At 65.6% G+C, this 19,742-nt stretch carries 14 protein-coding genes and 4 tRNA genes; 6 read left to right on the forward strand and 12 right to left on the reverse strand.

Annotated features, from left to right (window positions below; genetic code table 11):
- Positions 1-238: 238 nt before the first annotated feature.
- Entirely contained in the window at positions 239-3,934 is a 3,696-nt protein-coding gene (locus HG421_RS08700; RefSeq protein WP_169708139.1) for an Rne/Rng family ribonuclease, read from the forward strand.
- A gap of 285 nt (positions 3,935-4,219) precedes the next feature.
- The gene (locus tag HG421_RS08705; protein ID WP_169706060.1) at positions 4,220-5,899 is read left to right on the forward strand and encodes a DUF1963 domain-containing protein; all 1,680 of its coding nucleotides are present in this window, start codon (positions 4,220-4,222) and stop codon (positions 5,897-5,899) included.
- A 103-nt stretch (positions 5,900-6,002) separates the two neighbouring features.
- Here the strand turns inward: HG421_RS08705 and HG421_RS08710 are convergent, their stop codons facing one another.
- From HG421_RS08710 to HG421_RS08720, 3 genes are all read right to left on the reverse strand, one after another.
- Positions 6,003-6,650, reverse strand: a complete 648-nt coding sequence (locus HG421_RS08710) for a response regulator (RefSeq protein ID WP_169706061.1) — start codon at positions 6,648-6,650, stop codon at positions 6,003-6,005.
- A gap of 208 nt (positions 6,651-6,858) precedes the next feature.
- Positions 6,859-7,620, reverse strand: a complete 762-nt coding sequence (locus HG421_RS08715) for a sulfurtransferase (RefSeq protein ID WP_169706062.1) — start codon at positions 7,618-7,620, stop codon at positions 6,859-6,861.
- 152 nt (positions 7,621-7,772) lie between these two features.
- Positions 7,773-8,138 carry a DUF6164 family protein gene (locus HG421_RS08720; protein WP_169706063.1) on the reverse strand — a complete coding sequence of 122 codons (366 nt, stop codon included), beginning with the start codon at positions 8,136-8,138 and terminating at the stop codon, positions 7,773-7,775.
- 59 nt (positions 8,139-8,197) lie between these two features.
- Between HG421_RS08720 and HG421_RS08725 the strand changes: the two genes are divergently transcribed.
- Both HG421_RS08725 and HG421_RS08730 read left to right on the forward strand, forming a co-directional pair.
- A complete protein-coding gene (locus HG421_RS08725) occupies positions 8,198-8,629 on the forward strand; it encodes an FKBP-type peptidyl-prolyl cis-trans isomerase (RefSeq protein WP_169706064.1) in 432 nt (143 codons plus the stop codon).
- 11 nt (positions 8,630-8,640) lie between these two features.
- A complete protein-coding gene (locus tag HG421_RS08730) occupies positions 8,641-9,903 on the forward strand; it encodes a TIGR03862 family flavoprotein (protein ID WP_169708140.1) in 1,263 nt (420 codons plus the stop codon).
- On the opposite strand, the gene HG421_RS08735 is transcribed toward HG421_RS08730, so the two are convergent.
- Entirely contained in the window at positions 9,887-11,179 is a 1,293-nt protein-coding gene (locus HG421_RS08735) for a nucleotide sugar dehydrogenase (RefSeq protein ID WP_169706065.1), read from the reverse strand. The genes HG421_RS08730 and HG421_RS08735 overlap by 17 nt on opposite strands.
- Positions 11,180-11,319: 140 nt before the next feature.
- On the opposite strand from HG421_RS08735, the gene HG421_RS08740 reads away from it, so the two are divergent.
- A tRNA-Leu gene (locus HG421_RS08740) sits at positions 11,320-11,403 on the forward strand.
- Positions 11,404-11,797: 394 nt separating this feature from the next.
- On the opposite strand, the gene HG421_RS08745 is transcribed toward HG421_RS08740, so the two are convergent.
- From HG421_RS08745 to kdsB, 8 genes are all read right to left on the reverse strand, one after another.
- Positions 11,798-11,873, reverse strand: a tRNA-Gly gene (locus tag HG421_RS08745).
- A gap of 81 nt (positions 11,874-11,954) precedes the next feature.
- Positions 11,955-12,028 (reverse strand) — tRNA-Cys (locus tag HG421_RS08750).
- A 67-nt stretch (positions 12,029-12,095) separates the two neighbouring features.
- A tRNA-Gly gene (locus tag HG421_RS08755) sits at positions 12,096-12,171 on the reverse strand.
- A 36-nt stretch (positions 12,172-12,207) separates the two neighbouring features.
- Entirely contained in the window at positions 12,208-12,840 is a 633-nt protein-coding gene (gene pgsA, locus HG421_RS08760; protein ID WP_047694836.1) for a CDP-diacylglycerol--glycerol-3-phosphate 3-phosphatidyltransferase, read from the reverse strand.
- Positions 12,840-14,696, reverse strand: a complete 1,857-nt coding sequence (gene uvrC, locus HG421_RS08765; protein ID WP_169706066.1) for an excinuclease ABC subunit UvrC — start codon at positions 14,694-14,696, stop codon at positions 12,840-12,842. The genes pgsA and uvrC overlap by 1 nt, the downstream gene beginning before the upstream one ends.
- Complete coding sequence (locus tag HG421_RS08770) at positions 14,693-16,111, reverse strand: hypothetical protein (RefSeq protein WP_169706067.1); 1,419 nt, start codon at positions 16,109-16,111, stop codon at positions 14,693-14,695. Before HG421_RS08770 ends, uvrC begins: the two co-directional genes overlap by 4 nt.
- Positions 16,112-16,134: 23 nt before the next feature.
- Entirely contained in the window at positions 16,135-16,599 is a 465-nt protein-coding gene (locus HG421_RS08775) for a low molecular weight protein-tyrosine-phosphatase (protein ID WP_169706068.1), read from the reverse strand.
- Positions 16,596-17,357, reverse strand: a complete 762-nt coding sequence (gene kdsB / locus HG421_RS08780; RefSeq protein ID WP_169708141.1) for a 3-deoxy-manno-octulosonate cytidylyltransferase — start codon at positions 17,355-17,357, stop codon at positions 16,596-16,598. The genes HG421_RS08775 and kdsB overlap by 4 nt, the downstream gene beginning before the upstream one ends.
- A 211-nt stretch (positions 17,358-17,568) precedes the next feature.
- On the opposite strand from kdsB, the gene HG421_RS08785 reads away from it, so the two are divergent.
- Positions 17,569-19,641, forward strand: a complete 2,073-nt coding sequence (locus HG421_RS08785) for a TonB-dependent siderophore receptor (protein WP_248279504.1) — start codon at positions 17,569-17,571, stop codon at positions 19,639-19,641.
- Positions 19,642-19,742: the final 101 nt, after the last annotated feature.

Here is a 19,742-nt window from a genome sequence, read left to right on the forward strand (position 1 = left end):
GCCGTTGCGTTGAACATGTCCCGTGCGCGGCCCCGGTATCGTCCGGACGCAGCGCCGGCCCTGAAACACCTAAAAACTTTAAAAGAAGCGCTCCCGCGGCCTGCCGTGGTGTTGCAGCGCTGGAAACCCTAGCCAGGCCTGTCCGCGCGTTGCGCGAAAGGCCGGCGACCTGTTCCAGAGGCGAAACGTCACGGCGTTCCGCGCGGTAGAGCGCGCGAGGAACGCAACAATGAAGCGAATGCTGATCAACGCAACGCAGGCCGAAGAGCTGCGCGTGGCGATTGTGGACGGCCAGACCCTGTACGACATCGACATCGAACAGCCGTCCAAGGAACAAAAGAAGTCCAACATCTACAAGGGCCGTATCACCCGGCTCGAGCCCTCCCTCGAGGCGGCGTTCGTGGACTATGGCGCCGAGCGCCATGGCTTCCTGCCGCTGAAGGAAATCTCCCGCGATTATTTCCAGGCCGGCGTCGACCACAACAAGTCGACCATTCGCGAGCTGCTGCGCGAAGGCCAGGAAATCGTCGTGCAGGTCGACAAGGAAGAGCGCGGCAACAAGGGCGCGGCCCTGACCACGTTCATCTCGCTGGCCGGCCGCTACATGGTGCTGATGCCCAATTCGCCGAGCGCCGGTGGCGTCTCGCGCCGGATCGAAGGCGAAGACCGCGCCGCGCTGAAGGAAGCGCTGGACAAGCTCGATATCCCCGACGACATGGGCGTGATCATCCGCACCGCCGGTGTCGGCCGTGACGCCGAAGAACTGCAGTGGGATCTGGATTACCTGCTGCAGACCTGGAAGGCGATCGCCGAGGCTGCACTGAGCAAGCCGGCGGCGTTCCTGATCTACCAGGAATCGCGCCTGATCATCCGCGCCCTGCGCGACTACCTGCGCGCCGACGTTGGCGAAATCCTGGTCGATACGCCGGAACTGTACGCCGACGCCCAGGAGTTCATGAAGCAGGTGATGCCGCAGAGCCTGCGCAAGCTCAAGCACTACACCGACGACATCCCGCTGTTCAACCGCTTCCAGATCGAATCGCAGATCGAAGGCGCCTATGAGCGCAACGTGCGCCTGCCCTCGGGCGGCTCGATCGTGGTGGACCAGACCGAAGCGCTGACCGCCGTCGACGTGAACTCCTCGCGCGCCACCAAGGGCAGCGATATCGAAGAAACCGCGTTCCAGACCAATCTGGAAGCGGCCGAAGAAGTCGCACGCCAGTTGCGCCTGCGCGACCTGGGTGGCCTGGTGGTCATCGACTTCATCGACATGGCCTCGTCCAAGCACCAGCGCGAAGTCGAAAACAGGCTGCAGAACGCGCTCAAGTACGACCGTGCGCGCGTGCAGCTGGGGCGCATCTCGCGCTTCGGCCTGATGGAAATGAGCCGCCAGCGACTGCGTCCGAGCCTGGGTGAATCCAGCCAGATCGTGTGCCCGCGTTGCGATGGCCATGGCCGCATGCGCAGCGTCGAATCGCTGTCGCTGTCGATCATCCGCGTGGCCGAAGAGCACGCGATGAAGGAGAACACCGGGCAGGTGCTGGTGCAGGCCCCGGTGGAAATCGCCAACTACCTGCTCAACGAAAAGCGCAGCGCACTGCGTGAGATCGAGCAGCGCCACGAATCGCCGATCATCATCGTGGCCGACGAGCAACTGCATACCCCGCACTACGAAGTCACGCGCCTGCGCGAGAACGAACTGGGCGAAGACAGCGGCAAGCCGAGCTACCAGCGCGGCACCCCGCGCAAGTTGCCGGTGCATGCGCTGACCAAGGCGCAGTTGAACATCCCGGCCGCCCCGGCGGTGACTTCGATCAAGCCTAGCCAGCCCGCTCCGGTGCGCGAAGAGGCCCCTGCCCCGGTTGCGCCTGTCGCGGCGCCGGCGCCGGTGGTGACCGTGCCCATTCCGGCACCGGTCACCGGCGTGGTGGGCTGGCTGAAGCGGATCTTCGGCGGCGTCGAGCCCGTTGCCCCGGCCCCGGAGTCGGCCCCGCGTCCGCGCCAGAACGATGCCGGCCGCAACAATCGTAACGAGCGCGGCGAGCGTGGCGGTCAACGCCGCGACGGGCGCGATGCCCGTCATGGCGGCCAGAGCCGCGGCAATGGCGGTAATGGCAACGGCAACGCTGCCAACAAGGAGCGTCGCGACGAGCGCCGCCAGCCGGCCAGCGGCCAGGGTGCGCAGAACGGCTCCCAGGCACAGCAGCAGGTGCAGGTGCCCAAGCCGCCGCGCAATGAAGCGCAGGCACCGAAGCAGCAGCAACCGCAGCAGCCCCAGCAGCAGAAGCCCAAGCCGCAGAATCAGACCCCGCGCCCGCCGCGTGCGCCTGCACAGCAGGACGGCGCGCCGTCCGAGCGTCAGCCGCGTCCGGCACGCCAGGATGAGGCGACGGCTGCAGCGCAGACCACCACCGCGACTGCCGCAACGGCAACGACGTCGAGCGTGGTGTCTGCCATCGCCGAAGCCGCTGCACCGGTCAACACCCAGAGCAATGCCAACGATGCGACCCCGGCGCATCCGGTCGAGGTCGTGGTGAGCGAAACCACTGGCGACCGCGGCACCGACGCGAATGCGGCTGCGCCGGCCCAGGAGGCCTCGGGCGACGATGCGGCCAATGGCGAAGGCGGAAGCCGTCGTCGTCGCGGCCGTCGCGGCGGACGCCGTCGTCGTCGTGGCGCCGGTGCCAATGGTGAGGGCGGCAGCAGCGTCGATGGCTTGGAAGCCGACGATCTGGACGGCGATGCCGACACCGATCTCGACGCTGATGGCGAAGGGGACGATGCCGGTTCCCAGGCTCACGCCTCGGCCGCGCCGCGTGCCGGCCAGCCGGAGTTCGACTTCGACGACGACGCGCCGGCAGCTGCCGTGCGCAAGCCCGAAGCCGCCACGCAGGCAGCTGCCAAGCCGCGCCCGGTTCCCAAGGAACGTGCAGAGCCGCAAGGCGGCAGCGAGACGGCCTCGACCACCGCGCCGGTTTCCAATGCCGTGCCGTCGTCGCAGCCCTCGGCAGCGGCGCCGGTGGCCGCAGCGGATGCCACTCGCGTCCGCCCTGCGGCGCCGGCTGTTGCCGCCGAGGCACCTGCCAAGCCTGCCGCGGCCGCGACGCCGTCGACGGCTGCTGGTGCAGACGTTGCCGCAACGCAATCGGTAGAACAGCGCCCGGCTCCGGTCGCCCCGCAGGTTTCCGCTGCGCCGGCACCGGTGACTGCTCCAGCACCTGTCGCGGCGACCGCCACCCAGGCATCCCCTGCGGTACCTGCGACGACTCCTGGGACTGCGGCCGCCGCATCGGCTCCAGCTACTGCGCCTGCGGCACCGGCACCGGCACCGACTGCTGTAATGCCGGTAGCAGCAGAGGCTGAGGCCGGCTCTCAACGCCAGCCCTCCGCATCGGCCAATGCCGCTGCGCCCGTGGCCGACAAGGCCGCTGCACCGGAAGCCGACCAGCAGGAGCACGCTGCTTCGGCAGGCGCTGCAACGCCTGTAGTGCAATCGGCGCCGGTGCAAGCCACCGCCGTGAAGCCTGTTGCCGATCTGCCTGCGGCGGCAACGCCAACGGCGCAGGCGGCAGTGGTCACGGTCAACGCGCCGCACGGTGCGCCGTCTGCTCCGCAGGCACCGTCGGCCGAGGTCGCTGTCACTTCCACTGCCGCGGTCGTGCCGACCAGCTCCACGGCAGAGGCCGCACCGGTGCGCAAGCCCTATGCTCCGGTGCAGACCACCCTGCTCGATGCGCTGAGCCCCAACGATGCTGTAAACCCCGCATCGCCGGTCAGCGAAGCGCAGACAACTCCTGCCGCAACGCAGGAGACTGCGGCAGACAAACCCAGGCCGACGGTAACCGTGTCCGAGCCAGCAAAGCCGGTTGCCCAATCGCCCGACGCCGATGAGGCGAAGGATGACGACAGCAACAAGCCGCGTGGCGATCACTGATCCTCACCTGATCGATCGGGCTGGCCTGTGCGCTAATGGCCCATTGTCAGCATGAAAACAGCGGCTTTCGGGCCGCTGTTTTTTTATGCGCGCCCAGGCGGGTGCACTGCACATGCAGCAGCGGATACCCCGATACGGTTTCAGTCGCTGCGTTCTCTGGGCAGTACGCTGACGGCAAGTTCGCGCGGGATGATGAGAGAACCGTTCGTGCGTTAGGCCGTGACAAGGGCTGAAGCTTGCTGGCGCCTTCCGGCCACTCCCGCGGCAAGACGCTTTGCACGTCGCGTGCGTGATCACGCGCATCGCCACGACTGCACATCTGCATCCGACGCGCATCGTTATCATCCGGCAGCAGACACCTCGCCCTCCAGATGTGGGGAGTCCAAACGGAGAACAGCGATGATGCGACGTCTTCAGACAGCGGAATTTTCCATCGAAGCCAATCCGATCTTCGACAACACACGCGTGTTCGGCGGCTCGATCAGTCTCAGACACGCGCAGCAGACCACGTTCTCGCCGCAGATCAGTGTGTGGACGGCCGCTGCCGAGCGCAAGCTGTCGGCAAAGACCTGGCTGACCAGATTGACGCGCGACGACGACCCGGTGATCGAGCGCAGGCCAGTGACCTTTGCCGGAATGCCCGGCGAGATCATCACCCTCAAGGGTCGCCTCGAAGATTGGGAGACGAAGGACGTGCGCGATTGGTATCGGTTGCGCGCGGTGCTGGTCGCACCCGATGGCCGCACCTGGTATCACGCCACCGCGATGACGAGTGAGAGCGATCGTGCAGCAATCGAAGCAGACTTCCTGCGCTTGCTCGGTTCCATCCAGGTGAAGCTGGAGGGCGCCGCGGCCAGCCAGGAGCAAGCCGCAAGCGACGCCGAACAGGCGGCAGTGCTGTCTGGAATCAAGCATGCAATCGACACCGCCGCGCAAGCCCAACAGGCACGCGAGAAAGCGGTGACACGCGCCGCTGATGCGACGCGGCTCCATGCGCCGGTTGCCGATGTCCAGACGCGCTTCGATGCAGCCATTGCCATGCTCGGCCTGGATGGCAAGCGCGAGATCCTGCACGGGATCGTATTGCCATCTGTGTCCCTCACCGAGCGCGGCATTGCACAGACCAACAGGATCGGTATCAGCCGGATCGGAGGCGGCCCGGATCTCGCCGCGGGGCAGGACTGGCCACGCGATGCCAGCGGTTTGTATTTGAACTTTCTGGCGCAGGTCGACCTGTCCGAATTGCCGGAGCGCGCCGAAGCCCTGCCGCAGGCCGGGCTACTGGCATTTTTCACTGGATCGGACTATTCCGATTGGCGTGTCGTGTTCACTCCACCGAGCACCGCGCTGGTGGCGCACGCCCTCCCCGACGACGCGATCGACACCACCGAAGCGGCAACGCGCATGGTCGCCTGGGACGGTGAGCAGCAGCGCTTCGTTGCCAACGGCACGAATGTGGACGGATTGTCGGTCGAAACCGACGAACACGGACGCCTGCACTTCCAGCGTGACGGTCAGGCGGTGATGGTCTTCGCCTCCGACTATGACATCAGCCGATCGGCACAGGCATTGCGGCTGGAACGATCGCTCAGTGTGCCCCTGCATTTGGCCGATAGCGGCGATCCACACATCGATGCGGATGCGGGAATGGAGGATCTATCCGATTTCGCGCTGGCGCTGGCGGAAAGCTTCCGGGTCGGTGATGGGCCACAGCATCAGATGTTCGGGGTGTGCGGCTTGCGCGAATGGCGCAGCATCCAGGCGCTGGCCGCTGAGCATGCGGCCAGGCAAGGCTGGACCGACATCGCTGCACCCGATGGTTGGTTCGTCCTGCTCAAGCTGGCCTCTGGCGGCGGCGCCGACTTCAGCTTTTCCGACCATGGCGACTACCTCTTCCTGGCCCATCGCCAGGACGCCGCGAAGGGCGATTTTTCGCGCGTCTATGCGTTGGTGGAATCCAGCTGACACCGCAGGCGGGACACGAGCGCACTGGGGAAAGAGGCACTGAGCATGCTTCAACTGATATCCCGGCGCGCTACGGGCAGCACGCGGCACGCAAGGTGTGGGCCTACAGGACCCTGGAAGGATCGGTCAGGCCGTACTGGTTCGCCAGGCGCGCCAGCGCGATGTTGTCCTGGATGCCGACCTTCTCGAACAGGCGCGCCTTGTGCGTATTGATGGTCTTGGCGCTGAGATTCAGGCGCTTGGCGATGTCTTCCTGGCGCAAGCCCTGGGTCAGCAGCAAGGCGACCTCCAGTTCGCGCGGCGACAACGCGTCGAATGGCGAGCCGCCACCTTCCAGATTGGACAGCGCCAGATTCTGCGCGATCGTATTGCCCAGATAACGCCGTCCCAACGCAACTTCGCGCACCGCACGCAGCAGCTCATGCGCGTCGCCGCCCTTGCCCACATAGCCGGACGCACCAGCTTCGAGCAGCCGCTTGGGAAGCGGGCCATCTTCCAGCACCGACACGATGATGACGCGCGTGCCGTAGTCGCCCTTGACGATGCGCTCGGTGATTTCCAGGCCGCTGACACCGGGCAGATGCAGATCGCACAACACGATATCGGGCTTGAGCTGTCGAATCTGCGGCAGCGCCGCTTCGCCGCTGTCTGCCTCGCCCACCACATCGACGTCCACTTCCTTGGACAGGATCATCTTCATGCCGGTACGCACGAGTGCATGATCGTCGATCAGAAAAACTCTGATGGTCATCCTTGTTGTCCTCGCTGTGCGGCTGGCTGATGCAGCCTAGCTCCGTGAATAATTCAGGGCAAGCTCGATGCGACGTATTACGCAAGAGTTAGAGCGATAGACGCTCGTTCTGCGGGCAGCGACACGTGTTTGCCTGCGTCGTTGCCGTGTGTTCGCATGATGCAAGCGCCGGCATGCAGGCCGTATCGGGCAACGCAGTCGCGCCCGGTCAGATTTTCACTGGCTCGGTGGTCCGCGCTTCGTCCACCAACGGGCGCAAGTCGGGATCGAGTGCGACACGCTCATCGAATACGAAGCAGCGGCCGTCGTAGCCCTCGCCGCCGACTTCTTCGAAATAGCCCAAGATCCCGCCCTCTAGTTGCAGCACGTTGTCCATGCCATCGGCCTGCATCCAGACAGCGGCCTTTTCGCAACGGATGCCACCTGTGCAGAAGCTCACCACCGTGGCGTCGGCCAATGCAGCGCGGTGCGACTCCAGCGCTGCAGGCAGGTCGGTAAACTTGTCGATCGGCAGGGTCAATGCGCCACGAAAGGTGCCGTAGGCCACTTCCTGCGCATTGCGCGTATCCAGCAGTACCAGCGGGCGCCCCCGGTCGTCCTGCCCGTTGCGCAGCCACTGCTGCAGCACCGCAGGCGTCACCGCAGGCGCGCGACCCTGCAGCGGCGAGGCATCGTCGCGGCGGAAGCTGATGATCTCCGGCTTCACCTTGACCTTGAGCCGTGCGAACGGCTGCTGCGCGCTCTGGCTGTACTTGATGCGCATCTGCGCAAAGCGCGGGTCGGCCTGCAGCCATTGATAGAACGCCTGCACCTGGTCGGCTTCGCCCGCCAGAAACAGGTTGATGCCCTCCTCCGCGATCAGCACAGACCCCTTCAGTTCCTGCTGTTGCGCCTGCGCCAGCACGCTGTCGGCCAGCAGCTGCGGGCCGTGAATGGGAACGAATCGATAAGCCGCGGTGTTGGTGATCATCCGACTATTTTAAAGCGCCTGCCCCCGGGGAGCGAGCGCTTGCCAGTCGGCTGCCCGATCAGACCTGATTGCGCCTGCTGCTGCATGCCATTGCGCACCCGCATGCGAGACGCTGCGAGTGACTCGCGCACTGACGCTACAGCTGGCGGCGGTCAGCCGCGCAGCAGCAGGAACGGCAGCAACACCAGGGATGCGACGATCAGCATGCCCAGCAACGTGGCGATCACGAACACCGGGCGCTTGCGCAACAATGCACCGAAGGTTTCTGCAGTGCCCGCGGCAATGGCTTCCTGGCGCTGTGCACGGGCAATCGCGCCGCGATGGGCCTGATAGGCATCCAGCAGCGCCTTCGCACGCGGATAGTCGGCGTCTTCACTGAGCCAGATGCCACCTGCAGAAATGCCCCAGTTGCTGGGCCGGGTTTCATAGACCTGCACGAGATGCTCGCGCAGCAACGCCCGCACCTCGTCGGCTTCGTCATCGGGAACATTGCGCAGGTTGAGCAGCAGCTTGGCCATGGGGCGATGATAACGGGAGCCAGGTGCGATAATGGCCGTCTTCCTTCGTGGACATGCCCATGCGCCTTACGCTGACGCTCTGTGCCGCCCTGCTGCTTGCCAGCTGTGCGCCCGCCCTGCCGCCCTCCGGTGGCACCATCGCCAGCTTCGAGCGGATCGACCGCACTACCGGTACCGGCGCGGAAGCTACGCCCGGTTCCCTGGTGACGGTGCATTACACCGGCTGGCTCTACGACGAAAAAGCCCCCGACAGACACGGCAAGAAGTTCGATAGCTCGCTGGATCGCGCCGAACCGTTCCAGTTCGTGCTGGGTGGCCGCCAGGTGATTCGCGGTTGGGACGATGGCGTGGCCGGTATGCGCGTAGGCGGCAAGCGCACCTTGATGATCCCGCCGGACTACGGCTACGGCGACAACGGCGCAGGCGGCGTGATTCCGCCGGGCGCTTCGCTGGTGTTCGATGTGGAATTGCTCGGCGTGCAGCCGCGCTGAGTGCGACAGTGATGATGGATGCGAGCAGACCGCGGCTGGCGGTCATTGGCGGCGGGCCTGCAGGATTGATGGCGGCCGAAGTGGCGTGCGCTGCCGGGATCGCGGTGGATCTGTACGAGGCGAAAGGCTCGGTGGGGCGTAAATTCCTGATCGCCGGCAAGGGTGGGCTCAATCTCACCCACTCCGATCCGATGCCACTGTTCGCCCAGCGCTACCGTGAGCGCACGCCAGCGGTGGCGGCGTGGCTGCAGGAGTTCGATGCCGACGCATTGCGTGCCTGGGCGCGCGAGCTGGGCGTGGAGACCTATGTCGGCAGCTCCGGGCGGGTGTTTCCGATCGATCGCAAGGCCGCGCCCTTGCTGCGCGGCTGGGTACGCCGGCTCAAGGACCAGGGCGTCACCTTTCATGTGCAGCATCGCTGGCTGGGATGGCGCGCTGACGGTGCGCTGCGATTTTCCACACCCGCCGGCACTCTCGATCGCCAGGCAGATGCAACGGTGCTGGCGCTGGGTGGCGGCAGTTGGCCGCAGCTTGGCTCCGATGGCGCCTGGCAGGCCCCGCTGCAGCAGCACGGCATCGCCGTGCGCCCTTTGGTGCCGGCCAACTGCGGCTTCGATCTCGACTGGAGTGCGCATTTCTCGCAACGGCATGCCGGCGCACCGCTCAAACCGGTGGTCGCGCATTGGCGCGACAGCACGGGCGTGCAGCACGCGCTGCAGGGCGAATGCGTGATCACTGAAACCGGGATCGAGGGCAGCCTGATCTATGCCATCGCGGCCGAGCTGCGTACGCAGATCGATGCGTATGGCGTGGCGGAACTGGCGCTGGATCTGCTGCCCGACCGTTCGCTGGAACGCGTTGACACCGAGTTGGCCAGGCCGCGCAAGGGGCGCAGTTTCAGCGAACATCTGCGCCGCCAGGTCGGTATCGAGGGCGTCAAGGCCGCGCTGGTCTACGAACTGCTGGGCAAACAGGCCGGCGACGATGCGGCGTTGGTCGCACGCACGCTCAAGCACTTGCCGCTGCGCCTGCTGCGGCCGCGCCCGCTCGCGGAGGCGATCAGCTCGGCCGGTGGCGTGGAACTGGAAGCACTGGACGCGCAGTTGATGGCGCTGGCGCGCCCTGGCGTGTTCTGTGCTGGCGAAATGCTGGACTGGGAAGCCCCGACCGGCGGCTACCTGCTCACCGCCTGCTTCGCCAGCGGGCGTCGCGCTGCGTTCGGTGCGATCGAGTGGCTAAAACAGCAACGTAATCAGATCACAGCCGATCACTGACGGCCACGCGCGGCCACACCGATTTGACGTCGTAGACCACCGCATCCGGCTTGCCCAGTGCAGCAATGCGCTGGGCGTCGTAGTCGCGGTACTGCGCATGCGCCACCGCCAGCACGACCGCGTCGTAGGCGCCCTCCTCCGGGCCTTCGCATAGCTGCACGCCGGCATGCAGCAGCGCCTCTGCCGGGTCGGCCCAGGGATCGCAGGTGTCGACCTGCACGCCGGCCGCCTGCAGCAATTGCACCAGCTCCAGCGCACGGCTGTTGCGCAGGTCCGGGCAGTTTTCCTTGAAGGTGGCGCCCAACACCAGCACCCTCGCCTGCGCGAGCGCAACGCCGCGCATCGCCAGCATGCCGCAGACCCGCTCGGCCACGTGCCGGCCCACACGATTATTGACTTGCCGCGCAGTGTGGATCAGGTCGGGGTGGTAGCCCACGCTTTCGGATTTGTGCATCAGGTAGTACGGGTCCACCCCGATGCAATGCCCGCCGACCAGGCCAGGGCGGAACGGCAGGAAATTCCATTTGGTGCCTGCCGCTTCCAGGACATCGAGCGTGTCGATGCCGAGCTTGTCGAAGATCAACGCCAGCTCGTTGACCAGCGCAATATTGACGTCGCGCTGGATGTTTTCCACCACCTTGGCCGCTTCAGCCACACGCATCGACGACGCGCGCCAGGTGCCGGCAGTGATGATGCTGGTATACAGCGCATCGACCGCATCGGCCGCCTGCGGCGTGGAGCCGGAGGTGATCTTGCGGATATCGCGTAGCCGGCGTTGCCGGTCGCCGGGATTGACCCGCTCCGGACTGTAGCCACAGAAAAAGTCGGTGTTGAACCGCAGGCCGGACACCGCTTCCAGCAACGGCACGCAGACTTCTTCGGTGGTGCCCGGATAGACGGTCGATTCGTAGATGACCAGATCGCCCGGCTTGAGCGCAGCGGCGATCAACGTGGTGGCGCTGCGCAACGGTTCCAGATCCGGCTGTTCGAAACTGTCGATCGGCGTGGGCACGGTGACGATAAAGATGCTGCATGTCGCCAGGTCTTCGGCGGCCGCGCTATAGCGCAGCTGAGTGGCTGCAGCCAGTTCGCCATCGTCCAGTTCCAGCGTGGCATCGTGCCCTTCGCGCAACTGGGCAACCCGCTGCGCATCGATGTCGAACCCCAGGGTGTCGCGCTGCTCGCCGAACGCCACGGCCAGTGGCAGGCCGACATAGCCCAGCCCGATGACGGCGATGCGTGCGTGCTGCGGTTGGACAAGCGTGGTGCCGGACATGCAATTCCTCGGGATCGCGCGATCGGTTGCCGCGCAGCTGTGCGGCGGCAGCATAACGCACGCGGGAATTGAACCGGCAGCGGGCGCGATCTTCGTCTGGAGATTCACAATCGCCGCGCAATCAGGCACGCTATCGCCATGCCCGGGTGGCGAAATTGGTAGACGCAAGGGACTTAAAATCCCTCAGCTGTGAGGCTATGCGGGTTCGACCCCCGCCCCGGGCACACTCCACCGCAGCGCACGCCTGCTGCTGCACCGGATGACGTGAGGCTACCGTCGTCCGATGGCAGGCCGAGTCGCACTTCGCAACACCTCAACGTGATGTGCTTTCACTGCATGCAGCTGTGGCTGCTCCTCTCGTAATTAGGCGTGCCACAGCGGTCATGCGCTGCGTTGGCGCCCTGTCGCTCGGCGCCCCCCTTTCGCAGTGCTCCGCTTTGCCGATGTCGGCGTCACGCTTGGTGAGTACGCATACTCCACATCAAGAAGCGCCAACTACGTCATCGCTCAAAGTGATTGCCGAAGCGTCTCAACCAAGCGCGTAGCGCGTGCATATCCAGACAAACGAATACAAATAAAAAAAACCCTGGATATCGTCCGATATCCAGGGTTCGAATTTGGAGCGGGAAACGAGACTCGAACTCGCGACCTCAACCTTGGCAAGGTTGCGCTCTACCAACTGAGCTATTCCCGCGTGGAGCGAAATTGTACAGCTTGTCACTTCGTTGCGCTAGTCCTGTCATCGTTGCCGATGCAAAAAACTGCGCATGCGATGTGGAGGCCTGGGCCGGAATTGAACCGGCGTACGCGGATTTGCAGTCCGCTGCATAACCACTCTACCACCAGGCCGAAACATCTAACCCAAGGCATCCTGCCTTGAAACAACGAGACCCCGACACGGGGCCTTGTCTAACGCTGGAGCGGGAAACGAGACTCGAACTCGCGACCTCAACCTTGGCAAGGTTGCGCTCTACCAACTGAGCTATTCCCGCTTGGGAGGCGAAATTCTACAGCGAACAGCATAGGTGTCAACTGTTGCTTTCGATTTTCTTCGGTTTGTTGCTGATCGCCGCTTTTTCGTCGGCGCGCAGGCTTGGCCACGCCGCCTGCAGGTACTGGAATCCCGACCACAGCGTCAGTAGCGCGGCGATTGCCAGCGTCCAGTAGCCCGCACGGAAGATCAGGTTGCCCAGCCAGATTTCGTGCGTCGGCATTTGCCCCGGCGTCACCGAATACAGCAGGCAGAGCAACGCCACCATTTGCGCGGTGGTCTTGACCTTGCCGATCACCGCCACGCGCACCTTGGCACGCTGCCCGATTTCGGCCATCCACTCGCGCAGCGCGGAGACGGCAATCTCGCGGCCGACGATGACTGCCGCCCAGAACGCCATCCACGGCGTTGGATGGCCCTGCACGATCAGGAACAGTGCCACGGCCACCATCAACTTGTCGGCCACCGGGTCCAGGAAGGCGCCGAACGCGGAGTACTGGTGATAGCGGCGTGCCACCCAGCCATCCAGCCAGTCGGTGATGGCGGCCAGCGCGAAGACGCCGGCGGATGCAAAATTCGTCCAGGTGTATGGCAGGTAGAACACCACGACCAACACCGGGATCATCAGGATCCTCAGCAGTGTCAGCCACGTGGGGATGGTCAACTTCATTACGGGTTCGACTCGCCTGGCGCATCGGGAAGCGCCAGCCCGTGCAGGTTAGCGTAGATTCGCGCGGCGAGTGCGGCATTGACCCCATCCACGCGGGCAATCTCGGCTTCGCCAGCGGCCTTGAGACCGACCAGGCCGCCGAAATGCTTGAGCAGGCTGGCCCGGCGCCGCGGCCCGATACCGGGAATATCCTCGAGCTTGCTGGTCATGCGCGCCTTCTGGCGGCGCCCGCGGTGGCCGGTGATCGCAAAGCGGTGCGCTTCGTCACGCACCTGCTGGATGAATTGCAGCGCCGGCGAGGCGGCGCCCGGGCGAAGCTCACGGCCGTCGGCCATGATCAGCGCCTCGTGCCCTGCCCTGCGTTCCTCGCCCTTGGCCACGCCGACCAGCAGCACGTTCTCCACGCCCAGGTCTGCAAGCGCGGCCTGCGCCTGGGCCAGCTGGCCGGCGCCGCCGTCGATCAGCAGGACGTCGGGCAGCACGCCGTTTTCTTCCACCGCGCGGCGGAAGCGCCGTTCGATCGCCTGGCGCATGGCCGCGTAATCGTCGCCCGGGGTGATGCCAGAAATATTGAAGCGCCGGTACTGCCCACGCACCGGGCCGCTGGCGTCGAACACCACGCACGAGGCCACCGTGGCTTCGCCCATGGTGTGGCTGATATCGAAGCATTCCACGCGCTTGACCGGCTCGGCCAGGCCCAGCATTTCGCGCAAGGCTTCGCTGCGCGCGTGTTGCGCGCTCTGGCTGGTGAGTTCGGTCACCAGGGTCAGCTGCGCGTTGCGCGTGGCCAACAGCAGATAGCCGGCACGCTCCCCGCGCACGTTCCACTTCAGCGCCACCTTGTGTTCGGCAGCGGCGCTGAGTGCGGCCTCGATCAGCTCGGCATCGGGAATTTCGCGGTCCAGCAGTATCTCGCGCGGTGGCGAATGTTCGGCGTAATACTGCGACACGAACGCAGCCAGGATTTCGTCGGCACTGTCTTCGCCGTTGGTCTTGGGGAAGAACGAACGCGTGCCCAGGTTGCGGCCATCGCGAAAACTCAGCAACAGTACGCAGGCCTGGCTGGATTGCGTGGCGCAGGCCAGCACGTCCAGATCGGCGGCGCGGCCGTCGACGTACTGGCGGTTCTGCATGCTGCGCAGCGACGACAACAGATCGCGCAGGCGGGCGGCACGCTCGAATTCGAGCGCTTCGCTGGCCTGCTGCATCGACTGCATGATCTCTTCGCCGAGCTGGTCGCTCTTGCCTTCGAGAAACATGGTGGCGCGTCGCACCGACTCTGCATAGTCGGGCGCGGCCACCAGGCCCACGCACGGGCCGCTGCAGCGGCCGATCTGGTACTGCAGGCAGGGCCGCGAGCGATTGCGGAACACGCTGTCTTCGCAGCTGCGCAGCTTGAACAGCTTGTGCATCAGGCTCAGCGTCTCGCGCACGCCGGTCACGCCGGTATAGGGGCCGAAATAGCGCCCCTGCACCGCACGCGGACCACGATGCAATGCAATCCGCGGCCAGTCTTCGCGCGTCAACAACACATACGGGTAGCTCTTGTCGTCGCGCAGCGACACGTTGTAGCGCGGCGACAGGGACTTGATCAGCTGGTTTTCCAGCAGCAGCGCTTCGGCTTCGCTGCGGGTCACGGTGACATCCATGCGCGCGACCTGCGACAGCATCGAGGTCAGCCGCGCATTCTTCGGCGTGCCGTTGAAATAGCTGCCCACGCGCTTGCGCAGCGCGCCGGCCTTGCCGACATACAGCAGCGTGTCGTCGGCCGCGTACATGCGGTACACGCCGGGCGCCGTACTCAGTTGCGCAGCAAACGCCTTCCCATCGAAATCGGCTTTGGGCCTTGCGTTCATTGATCTATCGCAACATCGCTCAATGCGCCGCTGGCCAGGTCGTAACGCAGGACGGCGTGGGCGTCGGTTTCGGCAATCCACACCGCACCTGCCGCAACCGCCAGCCCGGCCGGACCATGCAGCCGCCGCGGCAGCTCCACCGTGGTCAGTTCGCCGCCGCCCAGGCGCAGGCAACGCAGGCGGCCATTGCCGGTGTCGGCGATCCACAGCACCGGTGAGTCGGCGGCCAGCGCGATGGCCTGCGGGAACTGCAGCTGCGCGGTGCCGCGCGGCCCGTCCTGATCACCGAACTGCCAGATGCCCTGCCCGCCGACCAGGGTCTGCACCAGATCGCCACGCAGCTGCATGGTGCGAATCGACGAGCCCAGCCCGTCGCAGACATAGGCCACCTGCTGGACCGCCGCCAGGCCTGCCGGCTGCGCGAACGCTGCCAGATGCCCGCTGCCATCACGCAGTTCGAGTGCACCGGTACCGGCACGGGCGCTCAGCGCGGCACGCCCCAGGTCGTAGCTCCAGATGCGGTTGTCGCCGGCCATGGCGATCAACACCTGGTTGTCGGCCACCGCCAGCCCTTGCGGGTAATTGAGTGCGGAGGCGCCGGCGAAGGCCAGCGGACCTTCCACCGGGTCGCCGGCGCGACCCGTTCCGCACAAGGTATCCACCTGCCCGCTGCCCAGGTTGATACGGCGCAGCGCATGGTTGCCGGTGTCGGCCACGTATAACTGGTCGCGCTCCAGCGCCAGCCCCTGCGGGCGGCGGAACGCGGCTTCGCCGATGCGGCCATCGATGAGATCGGCATTGCCGTGCCCGAACTGCCGCAGCACGCGGCCGCTGTGGGTGCATTCGAGTACGCGATGATGCCCGGTGTCGGCAACGTACAGCCGGTCCTCGGTGGCAGCCAACCCGGTGGGAAATCGCAATGCCAGGCGCGGCTCGGGTTCGCGCTCGGGCACGCCCTGCAGGTCGGCGTCGGACGGCTGCTGCTGGCCGTCGCACAAGGCGGCCAGGGCCTTGTCCAGATCGCCGGTGATGCCGACCAGGCGCTGGCGCTCGCGGCCATGCGCGTCGAGCAGCACCAGTGTGGGCCAGGATTCGATACCGAACCGGCGCCAGGTCTCCCAGTCCTTGTCGAGCAGGATCGGCGCGCTGACGCCGTGCCCGCGCAACTGCTTGAGCGAGCGCTGCGGCAGGCGCTCGCTGTCGAAGCGAGGCACCTGCACCACGATCACCTGCAGGCGCCCGGGGCTGCGCGCCTGCCACTGCGCAAGCTCGGCCAGGCGCTCGGCGCACCACACCGAGCTGGCGTTGACGAACGCCAGCACCAGCGCACGGCCGCGATGCTCCTGCAAGGTGGAGGGCCTGGCGTTGAGCCAGGTGGGAAATTCCGGCAATTCCTGGGTGAGCTGGGCAGTCATGGCGTAATTATGCCCAAGCGTGATTAGTCGCGGGTGAGTCTGGCCACGGTCTGGCGCGCGGCGGTATCGACCAACTGCCAGACATTCTCGAATTCCTTGCTGCCGCCGGTGTACGGGTCGGGGATCTCGTCGCCAGCGTCCACACCGGCCCATGGCAACCACAGCGCGACCTTGTCGCGCTGTGGCGCCGGTGCCAGCCGCTGCAGATCGCGCAGGTTGCTGGTGTCTGCGCACAGCAGCCAATCGAAATGCTCGAAGTCTTCGTGTCGCACCTGCCGCGCACGCAAGCCCGAAATATCGACGGCGTGCCCGCGCGCGCAGCCGATGGCGCGCGGGTCTGGCGGCTCGCCGGCATGCCAGTCGCCGGTGCCGGCCGAATCGACCTGGATGCGCCGCGACAAACGGGCTTCATCCAGCCGCGCCCGCAAGGCACCCTCGCCCATCGGCGAGCGGCAGATATTGCCCAGGCAGACGATCAGCAGCTTCATGCCGACGCGACCCGCGCCTGCGCGCGTGCCAGATCGTCCGGGGTATCGATGCCGGGCGGAAACTGCTCCGGCGTCAGTGCCACCGCGATGCGATGGCCCGCTTCCATGGCGCGCAGCTGTTCCAACGATTCGATGCGCTCCAGCAAGCCCGGCGGCATCGCCGCAAAGCGCTGCAGGAACCCGGCGCGATAGGCGTAGATACCGATATGGCGCAGCCACTGGCCGCCGTCCGGCAGCTGCTCGCGCTGGTTGGCGAAGCTGTCGCGATGCCAGGGAATCGGGGCGCGACTGAAATACAGCGCATCGCCGCCAGCGGTACGGACCAGCTTCACCACATTGGGATCGAACAGCTCATGCGCGCTGTCGACCTGCGCGGCCAGCGTGGCCATGTCGGCGCCGGACTGCAGCAACAACTCGGCCACCGCGCGAATGCCGGCCGCTGGCGCGAATGGTTCGTCGCCTTGCAGGTTGACCACGCAAGTGTCCGCATCCCAGCCGGCAATGCGTGCGCATTCGGCCAGCCGGTCGGTGCCGGAGACATGCGCCTGGCCGGTCATGGCGACATGCACGCCGGGCAGCCCGTCGATTGCCTCGGCGATACGGGCATCGTCGGTGGCCACCCAGACCTGACTGGCGCCGGCCTGCAGTGCGCGTTCGGCCACGTGACGGATCATCGGGCGATCGCCGATGAGACGCAGCGGCTTGCCGGGCAACCGAGTGGAGGCGTAACGCGCAGGTACGGCCACCACGAACGGCATGGCGATGCCCGCTGCGTCCTGCGCCGCCGCGGGGCTGGAAGAGTCTGTTTGCACTTTTCGCTCTCTTTGTTGAGAATAATTCGTATTCGCTAAATCGGCCCGGCCGTTTCATTGCCTCGGTTGCCGCAGCGACCACTCCATCAGTGTAGCGATCCTCATGACTCCCGATTCCGTTTCCACACGCCGCCTCCCGGCCCTGCGTCCCTTGTCCGTGGCACTGCTCTGGGTGCTCGCATGCCCTTGCCTGGCGCTGGCCGAGGACGCTGCCGAGCGCGCGCGCACGCTCGATACCGTCGAGGTGCAGGCCGAGCGCACCGATGGCTATACCCTGCGCAAGACCGACAGCGCCACCCGGCTGGCACTCACGCCGCTGGAGACCCCGCAGTCGGTGAGCACCATCTCGCGTCAACAGATGGACGATTTCGCGCTCAACAACGCCAATGACGTGCTTGCGCTGGCCGCTGGGGTCAATGTCGAACGGGTCGAAACCGACCGCACGTATTACACCGCGCGCGGCTTCGACATCCTCAATTTCCAGGTCGATGGCTTGGGGCTGCCGTTCACCAACGGGCTGGCCGACGGCGATGTGGACACCGCGATCTATCAGCGCATCGATGTGCTACGCGGTGCCAATGGCCTGCTGTCCTCCACCGGCAATCCATCGGCGACGGTCAATTTCGTGCGCAAGCGCCCCACCGATGCGCTGGCCGGCGCGGTGACGCTCAGTGGCGGCTCCTGGTCCAACTACCGCGTGGATGCCGATGTCTCCGGCCCGCTCAACCAGTCCGGCAGCGTGCGCGGGCGTGCCGTTGGCGCCTGGCAGGAAGGCGACAGCTATCTGGACCGCTATTCGATCGACAAGAAAGTCTTCTACGGCGTGCTGGAGGCGGATCTGACCGACAGCACGCTGCTGACGGTCGGCGCCAGCTATCAGGACAATGCACCGCAGGGCGGAATGTGGGGCGCGCTGCCGCTGTATTACAGCGACGGCACCCAGGCGCGCTACGATCGCTCGACCAGCACGTCCGCCGACTGGAGCCACTGGGGCAGCACCGACAAGCGCGTTTTTCTGGAAGTGCAGCAGGCGCTCGGCGGCGACTGGTCGCTGAAGGGATCGTTGAACTATCGCCGCTTCGAGACCGAGGGCGACCTGTTCTATGTGTACGGCCAACCCGACCGCCAGACCGGGCTTGGCCTGTTCGCCTACCCTTCGTACTACGACAGCAGCGAGTCGCAGAAGTTTGCCGATGTCTATGTCTCCGGGACTTTCGCGCTCGGGGGCAGACGCCACGACCTGGTGGCTGGCGTGAACTGGGGCACGCTCGACACCGAGCAGCTGTCGCTGTACGGACGCGGCATCGGCAACGCGCTGCCGCGCCTGGAAGACTGGACCGGCAATTATCCAAAACCGCCGTTCGACGCAGGGACCGACGGCGCTGCCTTCGACATGACGCGACGCACTGCCTATGTCACTGCGCGCTGGAGTCTGGGCGACCGACTGAAGGTGATCACCGGCGTCAACCAGACCCAGGTGGAGAGCAACGGCACCAACTACGGCCTACAGCACCGCTACGACAGCAACCAGACCCTTCCCCTCGTGGGCGCGGTCTACGCCTTCGATCCGAATTACGCGCTGTATGCCAGCTATGCGGAGATCTTCAATCCGCAGACCGAACTGGATCGCACTCTGAACGTGCTCGATCCCATCACCGGCAGCAACGCCGAACTGGGCATCAAGGGGCAATGGCTGGACGGCCGCATCAACGCGGCATTCGCGCTGTTCCGCACCAAGCAGGACAACACCGCAGAGAGCGATGGCAACGTGGGAGCATTGCTGGTCTATCGGGGCATCGACGCCACCTCCACCGGCTACGAAGCCGAAGTGGCCGGGCAATTGGGCGACTCCTGGCAGGTGAGCGCCAGCTACACGCAGCTGAGTCTTGAGGGCGATGACGGCGAAAACGTGCGCACCTACGTGCCGCGGCGCATGGCCAAGCTTGCGACCACCTACCGTGTTGCAGGGCTCGACCAACTCAAGCTTGGCGCCAACGTGCGCTGGCAGGACGCCATCACGCGCGTGCAGGACAGCGGCCCTGGCATCATCCGGCAGCCGAGCTATGCGCTGGTCGGGGTGATGGCCAGCTACGACATCACGCCGCAGTTCAATGCGACGCTCAATATCAACAACCTCACCGATCGCACGTACATCAACAGCCTGTACTGGGACCAGGGCTTTGCGGGTCCGGGCCGCAATTGGTGGCTGTCGCTGAATTACCGCTACTGACCGGCCGCGAATGCTGCCATTCCAAGACTAAAAAGGCGCCTTACGGGCGCCTGCTTATTTCCTGGTCGCCTTGCAGTGTTGCGGTCGGCACCGCGCCCGTG

Origin of the sequence: Xanthomonas campestris pv. badrii (assembly GCF_012848175.1) — a bacterium.
GTDB classification, from domain to species: Bacteria; Pseudomonadota; Gammaproteobacteria; order Xanthomonadales; family Xanthomonadaceae; genus Xanthomonas; species Xanthomonas campestris_C.